Here is a 14,638-nt window from a genome sequence, read left to right as displayed (position 1 = left end):
CCCCCCCCCCCCCCCCCCCCCCCCCCCCCCCCCCCCCCCCCCCCCCCCCCCCCCCCCCCCCCCCCACCCCCCCCCCCCCCCCCCCCCCCCCCCCCCCCCCCCCCCCCCCCCCCCCCCCCCCCCCCAACAAACTTTTTTAGTTGGCATCGTCGGCAGCGTCAGATGTGTATAAGAGACAGGTCCAATACTATCCAAATAAGTATCTAACTCTTCTAGTGAGTCAATATTTTCATATTTACCAACGAAATCATATGAGGGGTCATATTCATTTTCTATATCTGATGCTAAAAAGGAAGAGACTCTTATTTTAAATTTAGCCTCATCCTTGTCACATTTATTAGCATAAGATGATTTACCAACCATAGCATATGGTTCTGTTCTAAATGGGTAGATTGGCTTTAAGTTATCTTGCAATGATATTTCAACCCATGTTCTACAGTCATCCTTTAGCGAGTTAATTTCTTTAAGCAAACATTTCCCGCTTAGTAAAATATCAAGATTATTCACTATCACTTCTCCCAAAGAAAGAATAAATGTATAACACTTCCATCATACTGATGGACTTGTAAATGTGGCAAACTCCCGTCGGGGTTACCAGGCCCATGTCCTGACACTCTATAAGGAGGTTGTGTAATTGCCGGATCTTTTATATCATCCCAGTGATATGTTCCTGATTTTGTTTTATTTCCAGTAAGATATTCCATTAGGTTTTTGGTACTGGGACCCGACTCACCGGTCATATTCTTATAGCCATGACCTAAATATCTATCCATAAATAATTGTTCAGCATCTCCTCTAGACCTAACAGTGACTTTGCTCTCACCAGCATCTAACAAACGGTTAGCTTTTTGTATACTTACCGGTTGCGGGCAATCTCCAGGAACGCTAGCCAAACCAAGTGGATCCACCCACCCAGTAGGGTTAGGCACATACTGCGTCTGGTTTAGGCCACCGGCCAGCCCAATAGGGTCAGGGGTGATAAACCTTGCGTTCTCCGGCGAGTAATAACGATACCGGTTATAGTGTAATCCGCTCTCCGCGTCGAAGTACTGCCCCTGAAAACGCAGTGGTTGCGGCACGGATTCAACGAACGCTACCGCCAGATTGCCGTAGGCGCGGTACGCCGCGCTCCAGGCAATCTGTCCTTTGCCGTTGACCAGTTCCTGCGGGGTGCCCAGATGGTCATTCAGGTAGTAGTAAATCTCCGACTGGCGTCCTTTGCCCAGTAACTGCGCCAACGGCACAAAGCTGCCTGGGCTGTACAGGTAGCTTTTATAGGTCGCCAGGTGCGCCGGTTTTGGGTCATCCGCCGTAAAGATATTATCATCGTCGGCGCATTCTGCCACCATCCGCTCGCCCTGCCAGAAGAACCGGGTTATGGCATCAGGCCGTTGGGCCAGCAGGTCCTGCTTTTGGATACGCCGACCAAAGGCATCATAGGTATAGGCAAAATGGGTTTTCTGCCCCTGGCGCTGTTCAATGAACTCCACCAACCGGTGCTGGCAGTCATAACGGAACTCCCGCACCCACAGTGGCTTGTTGCTGCGCACTTCACGTGTCAGGTTGCCAAACTCGTCATATTCGAACTGCACATCGCCTTTCTGCTTCAGCAGGTTGCCACGCACTTGTGTTCCACGGGAGGCAGCATCGTTCCCCAATACGTTACCCGCTGGATCGTGCGTAAACCGTTCACTGATACCCCGCCAGCGCAGCGCCTGCGGCAAGGCTTCAGGGTAGGCTATCGGGTGGTGCAGCGCTTCGGTCAGGCGATGTTGCTTATCGTAGCGGTATTCCCGGTTGCCTTTGTGCGGGTCGAGGATCTGCGTCAGGTTGCCTGCCGGGTCGTACTCGTAGCGGCGCTGCATCACCGGTGTTACGTCTGGGGCGTCACCCTCCATTTCTGCCTGTACCACGGCGGTAGCCCGTTGATGGCGCAGGCGTTGCTGCGCGTCATAATCAAACTCGCTCACCACCTTGCCGGTGATGCGCCGGGTTTCCTGCTCACCGCGATACTGGTGCTCACTCAGCACCTGGCCATTGAGTGCAATACGCGAGACCTGCCCCTGCTGGTAGTGGTAGGCCAGAATGTTGCCGTCGGGCAGACGTTGGCGTGTCAGGTTGCCTGCGCTGTCGTAGCCGTAAAACAGGCTGGCGAAGCCCTGATACTCTTCCGTCAGCCGCCCGACTTCATCGTAACCGTAAGCCAGCGGCCACTGCCCGTCGTCCACCAGTCGCAGGCGGTTAAAGCTGTCGTAGGCGTAGCAGACTTCCTTGCCGTCTGGCAACACCTTACGAATCAGTCTCCCGGCAGCGTCTCGCTCATAGCGGGTCACCAGCGCGGTCTGTTCACTTTGACTGGTGCCGTACTCGGTGCGCTGGGTCAGGTGCCCGTTCAGGTCGTAGTCATAGAGGAAGTGGCGTCCGTCAACGGTGTGTTCTTCACTCACCAACCCGTTGGGGTGATAGGCCAGCCGATGATGTTCGCCGTTCTGGTTGATGATGTCGCTGACGAAGTTCTTCGGGTTGTCATAGCGGTATTCCACCTGGCTGAGGTCGGGGTAAATGACTCGACTCACCAAATGGGAGTTTGGATGGTATTCGTATTGGGTGGTCAGCCCCTTTTCATCACGCTCGCTGGTCACCTTGCCGTAGGCGTTGTACCGGTAGTGGCGCACCGTGCCGTCAGGCGCGTGAATAGCCTCCAGCCGGTTGGCGGCATTCCAGGTATAACGGGTGCCGTTGACCCCGGCCTCGTCCAGTGGGCTGTCGCTGTGCCGGATCACTTGCCCCAGCAGGTTGTAACGGTAGTAGTGGGTCAGCCCGTTGCGCTGATGGTGTTCCAGAACCTGGCCAAAGGCATCGCGCACGAAGCGTTCGCGGCTGCCATCCGGGTACTGCACCTCATCGAGTGCCCCTTGCGCAGACCACAGGTAGTGGCAGGTGTTGCCCAACGCATCGGTCTCTTCCGTCAGGTTGCCCTGCGTATCGTAGCGATAGCGTTCACGGATCTTGTCCTCCTGATCGAGGCTCCAGGTGGTTTTCTCTACTACCCGGCCCCGTGAATAACGGTATTGGGTCTCTTGTCCGTCAGGCGTTCGTACCCAGGTGCACTGCAGTTCACCGTTATAGCCATATTCGGTGCGGTTGCCCAACGGATCGGTTTCACTCAGCAGCTCACCGCGCTCGCCGTATTCATTGAGGTGGGTCGCGCCGTCCGGGTCGACTTTCTTGATCAGACGGCGGAAGCGGGTGTCATGTTGCCAGGTCTCCCGTGAACCGTCCTGATGGACCAGGGTGACGGCCCCGGGTTGTTCATCCCACAGAAAACGTTGGTCAAGGTTCGGCAGGTTGCTCCAGTGGCGCACCGCACGGGCTTGTTTGCCTTCCCCTTGCCACTCCCAGTAAAACTCAGCCCCGCCAGCCAACTGCCGCAGGCTGAATACATAATCATCACGATACTGATAGCGCTCGGCTTCCCCGGCCGCATTGATAGCGGCACTCAGTTGCCCCTGCTCATCGTACTCATAGGTCATGAGCGGGTGGAGAGCCTCTTCCCGACCCGACTCAGGGGTCAGGCTCAGTTGCGTCAGGCGCCAGCCTTGAGGCAGCTCCTGATAGCTGAACTGCAAGGCCGCACCAGCCGGATGTTCCAGCCGAACAGGTAAGCCATCGTGATAGTGCAGGGTCAACCGCAATTGGCGGTGTGAAAGGCCGGTGATGCGCCCGGTCGTTTGCCCCGTAACCCGATGCACATGCAACACCCAGCCTTCCATGCTACCGGCCATCAGGCAGTAGCTATCGGGCTCTTCGTCCAGATAGGCGGCGGCCCCGGCTACATAGTTAAGCCCGCTTGGGGAAACTTCGGTAGGTAATGGCAGAATGGTGGTGAGGGTCTGGTGATCGGTCCAGTGCAGTTCATCACCGATAAACTCCACCTGATGTTGCAGGCTATGGCTCCAGCCAAAACCAAATACAGACGTGCGTTCGACAGCGGTGGTGCGGTACTGACGCTGGAAGATAAAGGGCGTCAGGCCAATCAGTTGTCCATCGTCCAGAGTAAGCAACTCTTCGCCGTTGATCAGTGAGACCGGGCAGCCGGTGCCGGGGGTGCACTGCGAGTTCACCGTGGGCTGGTCAGCCGCATTTGTCGCGGGGTTGTTTTTCACCGTGCCTGAGTTATCCACCAGACCAGTATGGTTTGACGAACCCAGCTGGTTTTTCCGATCCTGTTTCAACTTGGCATTGGCCTGGCGCTTGAGGTTCAGTTGGCGGGTCTTCTCAAAGAACCGTTTGACCAGTTCCAGGGTGGCAAACAGAATCGTCTTCAGCCCCTGCCAGACAGACTGCAATGCGCTGCCCAGCTTCTTGAGCAAGCTGCCTACCTTATAGATCAGGAACGCCACGCCCAACCCGGCGGTCACCAGGGTCAGCAGAGCCCCAAAGACAATGCCGACCAATGCATCGCTGATAATGGAACCTCCTATTTTTACCATCGGTTCCAGTAGTGCACCCCAGGGGTACATACGCACTTGCAGTTCCACTGAGCGCATAAACAGGTACAGCGCAGCTTCATCATTGAACAGCGCCAACAGCTCGCGGGCCATCTGCTTGCTGCCTTCCAGCAGGGACTTCAGTTTCTGTTCATCCAACTGGGTGATCAGATCTTTATACTTACCCGCTTCCGCATAGATTTTCTGCCCGTACTTTGCGGGGTCGGTGATCACGTCGTAGGCCAGTTTTACGTCGTCCCACAGCCCGAACATGCCGTCGTACAGCCCAGCGCCCAGCGCGGTCAACAGACCTGCATTGATTGGGCTCAGCTGCCACTGAGGCCTGTAGGTCTGCCATTGCGTTGACAAGGTGTCGTACATCTCTAGCATCAGGCCGTCATAGGCTTGCAGCATCTGGTCATTGTGCTGCTCAAGCTGGGGATCGGTGGCTTTAACGTAATATTTCTTGCCCGCAGTCAGACCAGGGAAACGCGCTATGCCTTGCTCATCGGTCTGCTGGGTAGCCACCTTCGAGTCAAAACCAAAACTGACATCCTCATAGATCTCAATGGTCACATCGGGGATGGGCAGTTCAAGTGTGGACTCGTAGGCGAGGGCCACCTTGATCTCGCCACTCTTCGGGCAGGTCACTACGCTACTCTCAAAGCTGCGATCGTTTTCCGAGACCACGGTCTTGCTGTCGTTGAGCCGCAGGGTTTTCTCCATCTCCAGCGTCGGGCCACCCAAGCTTCCGGAAATGCTGCTGGCCGTAGCCCACTCCTTGACGATCTGCCGATATTCTTTAGTCAACAGGGTCTTGTTTTTGAAGCTCAGCAACGCATTGTCAATACTCGCAATATATTCGGTCGTCATAGTCCATTACTCACGGTCGAAAAGAGGAAACGTTGAAGGTGATCACCTCAAACGGATGGGTACGGCGGCTCAGCGCATCTACCAGGGCCTGGGATAGCCGTGCGGTTCGCTTCTTCGGATCTGGCGTCTGTTGCCAGACCTGTGGGTAAAGCCGCAGCGCTATCTGGCGCAGAACCGGTTCTGGCACAGCTTGATAGAGCTCAAACTCATTCTCGCGCAGCCAGGTCAGTTGGTTGGCGATCAGCGGCTCTGGATCTTCATCCAACAGGGAGTCCACCATCCCTTGGGGCACTTGCCACCAGGGGCTAATCTGGGCCTGCGTGGAAGGATCTACCGGGCAGGTAAACCCCTCACCGTTCACCCAGTAATCGGAGAACACCGGCAGGATAGAGCGCCACTCATCGCCAAAGTAGCGCAAGTAAGCTGGCAGATAGCGCCCATCCCAATAGCGGAAAAACACCGGTTTGCCGCTGGGCATGATCACCTGCGTCAAACCGGCAAGGTGGGTTGCCAGGGCAGCCTGCGGCAACGGCGAACGTGCCAGCCAGCCCCAGTTGCGTAAAGGGGTTTCTGCCACCCAGCGCAAGAATGGGCTGCCTTCATTGAGCTGCACCATCACTGGCATCACCTCGAACCAGTTAGCATAGGGCGTGTTGGCATAGAGTCCGTATGGCGTGCGGCTACCGTCCTCACGGTAATAGGCTTTGATGCCTTGCGCACCATGGGTATTGGCCAGGATGGCATACAACGGTGTACCCGCCGTGTTTCTTACCCAGTCCTGTACACGATTTGACATGGTCATCTTCTCCTTGATTAAAGTACGGCCTTAAACTGGCTGCGCCAGGTCAGCTAGTGTGCCGAAGAGGACGATATCCATTCCTCCCGAGAACAAAAAAATGGATCTTTTGCTCATGACTTTTTGCCCATCTTTTTGAATAGTTTTTCTACATCAGCAGATTGCGAACCTTTAAGTTGCTCGCCGAGCATATTCAAATAGTCTTTACCTGTGGCACCGGACAAGTTGCCTGCGTTAACCATTGAGGTCAGCCCACTGATAGGCAGCGAGCCAACGTTAGGCAACGCTTGAGACACACCGCCTGCCGAGGCCCAACCACTGCCGGGCATCCCTTGAGAGACACTGGCCGTTGCTGGCATCGCTCCACCGGATTGCTGTACAAAGCCGCTGCTTGCACCTTGGGCACTCGGCTTGGCAGGGGCCTCATCTATCGGGCAACCTCCGGCTTTACATTTCTCACACTCTTCGCAATAAGGGGCATCACTACTAAGCACACCCTGCTGGATCAGCGTGGGAGCGGCCAATAACGGCACCACACCCGGCATCTTCAGGTTGACGCCCTGACCGCTGCCCGCAGAGCCACTGCCTACCTGCAACGATGACGATGTGAAAATGGCCCCCGGTGCCAGTTTGATAAAGCTTCCCCCGGCCTTGAGCGTCAGCTCGCTGCCCGCCGAAAGGGTGATTTTGGCCCCGGCTTCTACCGATACTTCCTGCCCAGCCTTCACCACATAGGCGCTGCCGACCTGCAAATGGGATTCGCCATCGGCCAGTTCGGACTTTTTGCCGCTGGTGTGGAGCGTGAGTTCGCCCTTGATGCGGCTTTCCCGGTTGCCCTCGATTTCGCTCAGGCTGTTGCCGCCAATCTTGCTGCTCTGGTTGGCGCGGATGTCCCAGTGCGCATCGTTGTTGACCAGGGCCTTGAGGTCTTTCTGCGCGTGCAGGTAAATCTCCTCGCTGCCCGCCTCATCCTCAAACGACAGTTCGTTAAAGCCCTCGGCCTTGTGCGATTTGGTGCGCCAGACCGATTTGGTCTTGTTGGCCGGTAACGGATACGGCGGTTTGTTCAGGCCGTTGTAGTAACGCCCGCTCACCACCGGGCGATCGATATCGCCGTTGAGGTAGCTGATCAGCACTTCCTGGCCAATCCTTGGCAGCGTCACCGAGCCAAAACCGTCCCCCGCCCACTGGTTGGAGACCGGCACCCAGCAGGAGGCTTTTTCATCCGCCGGGTCATAACGGTTCCAGTGGAAATGCACCCGCACCCAGCCCAGCTCGTTGACGTACAGCTCTTCGCCCTTTGGCCCGACGATCGTGGCCACCTCGTCCCCGTCGGCCAACGGTTTGTAACGGTAGCTTGGCCGCCAGTCGATATTCCCCGGCGCAAAGGTCAGCGAGTTGGTGAAGGTGGTACCGCTGCCGTTACTCTCTTCTTCCAGCGCGGCAGGCTGCTCCCCACGGTGGCTGACGGTGATCACCTGCCAGCGATCGTTGCGCGCCTGCACCGGATGGCCCTGCAAGGTAAAAATCGTGCCCGGCATCAGCCGGATGCTGTTGGTTTCTGCTGCGCCCTGTTGGGTGCCTGCTTGCATGGCCTCCAGCCGCACGGTGCTGAGCTGCGGCCCGGTCTGGTCATCCTGATAACGGCCATAGCTTTCAAATACCGAGTATTGGGTGGCTTCACCGCCCAATGCGGGATCGCTCTGTTTAAACTGCAGAGGATGGTCTGGTCGCCGGTGTTCGCGGTCCTTGAGCACGCTTTCCCGTGACTGCATGAACGCCCCCAGGGTCAGCCGATGGGCGATGTCGCCCTGGGTTGGTGATTGGATATGTGGGTTGAAGGTCAGCGGGATACCTTCCGTCATGCTCAGGTGCGAATCGCCATACACCAGTTCGTTATCTTCAAACCAGAAGCTGATCCCCACCTCGGCCATCAGCCGCAGGATGAAGTCCAGGTCGCTTTCGCGCTTCTGGGTCACGTACTCACGCGGTGGATAGGTCTGTTGGATATGGCTCTGGTAAGGGATGCGGTGTTCGTCCAGTACCTGATTAACGATGTCCGGCACCGACAGGAAATGGAAGATCCGGCTGTCCTGTTTCAGGCTGAGTACCCAGACATCCGGGCGGATTACCGCCTGATAGTAGGTGCGGCGAAAACCGCTTTCGCCCTGAGTCAGGCTGGCGATCAGCCCTGGGATCGTGCGCTGTTCCTTGCCACTGACGGTGACGGTCAATGCCCCCGGCTGCAGCAACTGTGCTTCCAGTTCGATGTCTGACCGGGTGCTGACCAGGTTCACCGTCAGGGTAAACAGGGTCGACAACCCTTCTTCCAGGGTAAAACCGGCCACGTCAAAGGTGTCCGGAGGCAGTTCACCGAGTTGGCTGCTGAAAAATAATCCGCTGTCCATCGTTCACTCCTTGTGGTGTCTCACATCATGGCTCGTTGGCCGCGCGCCAGGGGCAATGCCCAGCGCCGCTGTGAAGGTTCGGTTATCACATCCAGCAGCAGGAAGCTGTTGGTGGTCAGGCAATGGGTAAAGAAGACGCTCAGCGCCGCCGCAAAGGTGTAGGCTTCGCCGTGGCTGTCGAACGCCTGATCGTCGAGCGTCAGGGTCATCTGCAAACCGCGCCGCAGCCGTTCCCCCATCAGGGTATTGACCGGTTCGGTCTTGACGGCGGTGATGCCCTCCACCGCCCGGCGAATGTGCCGGACCTGGGGCAGGTTGTGCCGGGCGTGCAGGCAAAAATCGTCGATCGCCCGCTGCACCGTTTCTCGGTGGTTGAGAAGCGCGGGGCTGAACGACAGGCAGGCCATCAGCCGCCAATGGTGATGGCTGTCCACCACCGCCGGGTAAGGGGTCGAAAAGCGGGTGACGGTAGTAACATCCAAAGTGTCGGTCACCGCCATGCCGAGCAGGAAAGGGGAGCCAAGCGGTAACGTGGGCGAGTGCGCCGAGGTAGTGAGCAGATCGCAGACCACGGCCCGGCAAGGGGGCTCGGTCAGCGGCTCCCCGGCACTGTTGCACAGCACCAGTTCATGCTGCATCCGCCCCAGGACATCACCGCTGACCCGCACGGTGTAAAACAGCGCCAACCCGGCGTCGGGTGCATAACGCGATTCCGGCGTCAGTTCGCTGTCGGGCTGGAATTGCACCCGTCGGCCCCGCCGCAGGGTATCCGGCTCTTCCAGCATGCTGACGCCGGTAATGGCATACACCCAGCGATCGTCGGCATACGGCAGCGGGTAAACGCTCTGCCCGGGTAGCAGCCGTAGGGGGGCGCTTTTCTGTGCCGCCAGGCTGATCACCGGGACGCAGTGCAGCATAAAGGCCGACGCCAGTTGGGCCTGGGTGAGCGGGATCTCCCCGTTGAACGTTAGGATGACGGTAAAGGTGCGGCTGTTCCCCAACGTCAGCCCTGAGTGCATCGGGCCAAAATCCAGCGTCAGGAAATCATTCACATGGGGCAGGTACAAGTATTCGGCCAGGCTCTGCAGCGCCCAGGTGGTTTCCCCTTCGTGGGGCAGGATGCGGTTATCCGCAGTGGGCCGTGGGGAAGACAACACTGTTTCCAGCACCCATTGTCGTCCTTCCACCTGTAGCACGGGCCGATCCTGATGCTGTTCACACCACAGGGTCAGCGTCGCCGCCACCTGCGGATCATCGCCTAGAAACAGCGACAGCGGCTGGGTTGGCCAGGTGTCCCCCGGCCCCTGATAATGAAACGTGAGACGGATCTCGCTGTGGGAGTGGGTGACCAGCAACTGCCGGTCAATCAGGGCCAGCGGCTGCAGCGTCAAGGCATGGCAGGTCTGGAACACCTGCGTACGTCCGTCGGACAACAGGGAGAGCGATTCTCCTGCGGGCAAGGTTAACGGCGCATCCAGCGTGCTGGCTTTGGCGCTGACGTTCACTACGCCACAGGCCGGAATAGGCCGCAGGGGGAAGGGCCAGGTACGCGCAAGATGCCCCTGTGTGACTTCGGGGAAGCCGTCCTCCAGGCGTTGCCGCAGCCCGGCATTCAGCATTGCCGCCCCCTGGATCAGGCATTCCACATCCGGATCGCCCGCATGGCGGCCCAGTTGCGCGGCCAGTGCGGGTTTTTCCTGCCCCACCTTGTCCGCCAGTGCACGCAGGTAGGCATGTTCCTCTCTGAGATGATCGGTAAAGTTCATATCAATCCTTGACGTTGGCTACCTGCGCACGGGCAACAGGGTGTAGGGTTTCTCTTCGGGTTGCCCCACAAAGGTGGTCCACCCCAACTGGGTCCGCTGTGTGTCACCGAGCTTCAGCCCCCCGGCTTGATGCCGTGCCAGCGTCAGGCGCAGATCCCAGACCAGCGGTTCGCGTAGGATGTACTCGACAAAATTGACCAGCAGGCGATGCTGCTTACCGTCAGGCAAAAACGACAGGTACTGTTCCTGCGAGAGCTCATTGATCGACAGTTGAAATTTGACGCTGCGATCGCGCATCCGGCTACCGATCACAAAGTTACCCCCCAGCAGCGAACGGGGTTGATGGCGTTGCCCGCGTACGGCGGTGACCTGCCCCAGGCGATTTTGCTGTTCGTCACTCAATGTCATGACGTGGGGCATACAAGACTGAACCGTCACATCTGGGAGTGAAAAGAAGTGGCCGACCAGGCGGGCGATCACCTCCGGCGAACGACCCGGTGAGGCCAGCAGACCGGCGTAGGCCAGCATGGCTTCGGCATTGATACCCAACTGCTCTCGCGTCTGCGGATGGCCCAGGCCTATCAGTGCAAAAATACGCCCCGAGGTGGCATCGCGGCCCCCCGGTTTGAAGGTGATCTCATAGCGGTATTTGCGCCAAATCTGGTGCGCCAACGACAGGGGCCGATGGTTGAACACCGCCAGAAAATCATTGAGCCGCGTCTCTCCCTGCGCCGTGCTCCCGGCAATGTCATCCAGGTAGTAATAGGGCAAGGGCGACTGGCTGCCTTGCAGGCCCAGAAAGCTCACCTCCAGGCGCAGCGGCCCACCTGGCTCATGTTGCAACGCCACCACATCGCTGGCGGCAAAGCCCAACCCGGCCGCAGCGGTAAAGCGCAACGCCTCACGGTTCGGCGGTAGGCCGAGTGTGCGGGCCGGATCGATGCCCGCCAGCCGGTTCAACCCTTCCACCAGGCGGTAGAAGTCATACTGGCTAACGTTATCGGCGATAACCTGGAGCTGCTGCTCCTGCTCTGCACTGGGGATCATAGAAAGCGGTAAGACTCCTGATTATCTTGGTTAACCACGGTGAGGGTATGGAAATGGTTGACGCTGGCACGTTGGGCCAGGAACCGTGCCAGTACCCGGCCATACAGATAGAGCTCGCCTTCCGAGTCAAACGCCCCTTGGAGCCGCACCGTAAGCACCGAGGCCAGGCCATCGATCGGCACACCGTCGATATGGCGTTCAGCCGGGCGTACGGTCAGGCTGAGTAACCCCGCCCTGCGCCGCCGGGAGACGCCTGCCGCCAGTTCACTGTGCCAGGCGGGCAGATCGCAGGCGCTCAGCACCTGCCGCAGCGCCGTCAGCGTCAGCAGTGAGCGGCTGTTCAACGAGAGATTACGCAGCAGGGCCGCCTGCAAGGTGGCATCCAACCTTGGGCTCAGGGGGACTGACGGGCGGGTGATATTGTGTACGCGAACCCCTGGTGGGCAGCCGGTGGCTGGTTGGCGGAGTTCTCCTACTTTCAGGTGCAACGGCAAGCGGCGGTGGCTGCACGTGAGCCGGACGGACACCGATTCCGGCGGCAGGTTGTCCAGGTTTTCACCGTGGCGGATCAACGCCAGGTGATGGTTCAAGCCCCCTGCGGGCGACGAGGTGACCCGCGCATGGTAATACCCCGCGTCTTGTTGCTGGCTGAAGCGTTCAAACGGCGCATAGTGGCGGGGGCTATCACTCAGGGCTGATACACCGGTCACTTCATCCACCGAGAACACGTCGTAGTCCTCAGGATGGCGCACGCTGGGGAATAACGGCAGCTCTGACTGCGTACCATCGAGGTTAACCCCGTCAGCGTAATGGCTAAACAGGTTGATGGCGGGCGTGCAATGCAGGCGAACCGTCTGGCGGTTGATAACCAGGGCGGACGGTAAAGGCCGGGAGAAGGTGAACCTCAGGGTAAAGCCGTGAGAGGCAGGCAGTGAAGGCAGGCTGGGGAACCCCGTCACGTCCATAAATAAAAAGGCGTTGGGGAAGCAGGCGTGCTCTTGCAGCAGGCGATAGCCGGGATCGGCATTCTGTGGCCAGGGCAGCAGGGCCTCTTCGTCGTTGAAGCCGACCGGGGTGAGCGCCAGCTCAGGCAGCGGCCACGTCTTTCCCCCCACTTCCAGCGTGGCGTGGCTCAGGTATTCACTCAGCCACAAATGCAGCTGTTGCCCGGTGTGCAGGTCTTCCCCCAGATACAGCCGCAGGCCGTTCAGGCTAGTGAGGTCCAGCGGCCGATCCGCCGTGGTGACCAGTTGCAGACACAGGCTGTCATGGCCGTGCCGCTGCTCGCGGCTGACCGCCTGCACCTGTAACGGCCACAGCCGGGTATCACGGCAGGTGCGGAAATGGCACCGCAGCGTTTCCTTACCGGTCGTTACCGGCAGCGGGATACTGACCACCGTGGCCCCCTTGGCAATCTGGGGGCAAGCCAGCGCGGGATTTGACAGGTAATCCTGCTGCCATTCCAGCACGGTCATGCTCGGGGTGGGCCGCAGAAAATAGGGCCACAACAGGGCCAGCATATGGTGGGTGAGGTTCGGTAGCTGGTCTGCCAACTGCCCCTCTAACTGCCCGGTCATCCAGGCCATGCCCTCCAGTTGCCGCTCCACATCGGGGTCGTGGTTGGGGGCGGTCAGGAAGGAAACCAGCGGGGCATGTGTTTGTTGCAGCACCTCGGCAGCCTGGTGTAGCGCTTTGCGCCGACGGGCTGGAGGGAATGGCCGATGTTTATCCCGGTTCATGCTGAAGACATCCTGTCTTGGAGGTTATTTATCCAGACGCCCGGTCAAGGCGAGGACGAAGTTGGAGCCCATGTGTTTGAAATGCGGCTGCACATGCAGCTGTGTCAGATACCAGCCGGGATCATTCGCGACTTCCTGCACCTCAATGCGTGCAGCGCGTAACGGGCGGCGGCTGCGCACGCTGGCGGGTGGGTTCTCCTGATCGGAGACAAAGCGTTTTAACCAGTTGTTGAGCTGATGCTGCAGGTCGCCCCGATTGCGCCAACTCCCCAGCCGCTCACGCTGCAATACCTTGATGGTGTGCGCCAGCCGGGTGATGATAAACAGGTAAGGCAGTTGCGCCCCCAACTGGTCATTGACCCGAGCGTTCATCCCCTCAGGCGTGAGGTCGGTATATTGTGGCGACTGGATTGAGTTGGCCGAATAAAACACCACGTCCTGCCCTTGCTTGCGCACCCCAAGCGGAATAAACCCGGCCATCGACAAGCGGTACTGCCACTGGTCCGACAGCAGCGTCTCGGTTGGGATCTTTTCTTGCCAACGCCCCAGCGCCGCAGTGTAGCGCGCGGGCAGGTTACGGAATGCTCCGCCGCTCTCCGCCCCGATAATGTTCGGGCACCAGCGATAACGGGCAAAGCTGCCCGCCAGGCAGAGCGCCAGTAAAAAGGCGCTGTTGCCCCATAGCAGGTGCTGATGGGTTGCAATCTGTTCCTGATAGACAAATTGCCGGACCTGCTGTGACGCCGGGGTATAAGGCTCGCGCTGCAAGAATCGGCACACGGTCAGCCCCAGATAGCGGGCATCCGGGGTAGCCCGGAGCGCCTGCCAGCGGATATGTGTCGGTGCAGCCATGACCGCGTCCAAATCAAGAATAGAGGGCAGATCGGCGAGTGAATCAACGCCGAAGAAGGTGGCGTTTGCCGCCGAAAGAAACGGCGCATGCGCCATGGCGCTGACCACGCTGAGATAGTGCAGCAGTTTGATATCGGCGGCACCGGGGGTGAAGTCATAGCAGCCAATCACCGCCGCCACGGGTACCCCACCAAACTGGCCGTAGCCTGCCGAATAGACATGCTGGTAATAGCCCGAGGAGGTAATATCGGTGGAGAATTCGAAATCCGCCAGCAGCTCTTCCTGGGTGGCATGGAGCAGCGTCAGCTGAATATTCTCGTGAAACGGAATGTTATCGACCAGCAGGGCCAGCCCGCGCCAGGTCGATTCCAGGCGCTGAAACGCCGGAGCATGCAGGATCGCATCCATCTGGGCACTCAAGCGCTGATCCAGTTCCCGCAGCAGGCGGTCAATCAGCAGAATGGTGAGGGGGACGCCACGGCCTTGTTCCGGCAGGGCGCGCAGCAACAGCGCGATGTCCGCGTGGCTCACCGCATATTCACTGCCGTTCAGCGTTGCAAGCAGCCCGGCGGCCAGTGAGGTGCGCGGTGGGAAAATGTCTGAATCGGTCTGTAGCGTATCTAACGTAGCCACGGCATCCTTGCTCCCTGGTGAAGAGTCTTGTCCA

The 14,638-nt window shown here is 58.8% G+C and carries 7 protein-coding genes; all 7 read right to left on the bottom strand.

Annotation, left to right across the window (positions count from 1 at the left end):
* Window positions 1–509: 509 nt before the first annotated feature.
* Window positions 510–5,363: an RHS repeat-associated core domain-containing protein gene (locus JHD74_RS02915; RefSeq protein ID WP_199061624.1), complete on the bottom strand. Its 4,854-nt coding sequence runs from the start codon at window positions 5,361–5,363 to the stop codon at window positions 510–512.
* Window positions 5,364–5,373: 10 nt separating this feature from the next.
* Entirely contained in the window at window positions 5,374–6,159 is a 786-nt protein-coding gene (locus tag JHD74_RS02910) for a DUF4123 domain-containing protein (RefSeq protein ID WP_199061622.1), read from the bottom strand.
* 113 nt (window positions 6,160–6,272) lie between these two features.
* Window positions 6,273–8,567: a type VI secretion system tip protein TssI/VgrG gene (gene tssI / locus JHD74_RS02905; RefSeq protein WP_199061620.1), complete on the bottom strand. Its 2,295-nt coding sequence runs from the start codon at window positions 8,565–8,567 to the stop codon at window positions 6,273–6,275.
* A 20-nt stretch (window positions 8,568–8,587) separates the two neighbouring features.
* Window positions 8,588–10,333 carry a type VI secretion system baseplate subunit TssF gene (locus JHD74_RS02900; RefSeq protein WP_199061618.1) on the bottom strand — a complete coding sequence of 582 codons (1,746 nt, stop codon included), beginning with the start codon at window positions 10,331–10,333 and terminating at the stop codon, window positions 8,588–8,590.
* A gap of 18 nt (window positions 10,334–10,351) precedes the next feature.
* Window positions 10,352–11,380, bottom strand: a complete 1,029-nt coding sequence (gene tssG, locus JHD74_RS02895) for a type VI secretion system baseplate subunit TssG (protein ID WP_021807332.1) — start codon at window positions 11,378–11,380, stop codon at window positions 10,352–10,354.
* Complete coding sequence (gene tssF / locus JHD74_RS02890) at window positions 11,377–13,119, bottom strand: type VI secretion system baseplate subunit TssF (protein WP_199061616.1); 1,743 nt, start codon at window positions 13,117–13,119, stop codon at window positions 11,377–11,379. Before tssF ends, tssG begins: the two co-directional genes overlap by 4 nt.
* A 24-nt stretch (window positions 13,120–13,143) precedes the next feature.
* Window positions 13,144–14,604 (bottom strand): type VI secretion system contractile sheath large subunit, encoded by a 1,461-nt coding sequence (gene tssC / locus JHD74_RS02885; protein WP_199061607.1) that lies wholly within the window; start codon window positions 14,602–14,604, stop codon window positions 13,144–13,146.
* Window positions 14,605–14,638 lie beyond the last annotated feature (34 nt).

The organism is Serratia sp. ASV30, assembly GCF_016428815.1.
GTDB lineage: Bacteria > Pseudomonadota > Gammaproteobacteria > Enterobacterales > Enterobacteriaceae > Chania > Chania fonticola_C.
This window is presented reverse-complemented; position numbering and strand designations above follow the sequence as displayed.

Coding starts and splice junctions, on each gene's coding strand:
- JHD74_RS02915 (WP_199061624.1), bottom strand. CDS start 5,363: ATGACGACCGAATATATTGCGAGTATTGACAATGCGTTGCTGAGCTTC.
- JHD74_RS02910 (WP_199061622.1), bottom strand. CDS start 6,159: ATGTCAAATCGTGTACAGGACTGGGTAAGAAACACGGCGGGTACACCG.
- tssI (WP_199061620.1), bottom strand. CDS start 8,567: ATGGACAGCGGATTATTTTTCAGCAGCCAACTCGGTGAACTGCCTCCG.
- JHD74_RS02900 (WP_199061618.1), bottom strand. CDS start 10,333: ATGAACTTTACCGATCATCTCAGAGAGGAACATGCCTACCTGCGTGCA.
- tssG (WP_021807332.1), bottom strand. CDS start 11,380: ATGATCCCCAGTGCAGAGCAGGAGCAGCAGCTCCAGGTTATCGCCGAT.
- tssF (WP_199061616.1), bottom strand. CDS start 13,119: ATGAACCGGGATAAACATCGGCCATTCCCTCCAGCCCGTCGGCGCAAA.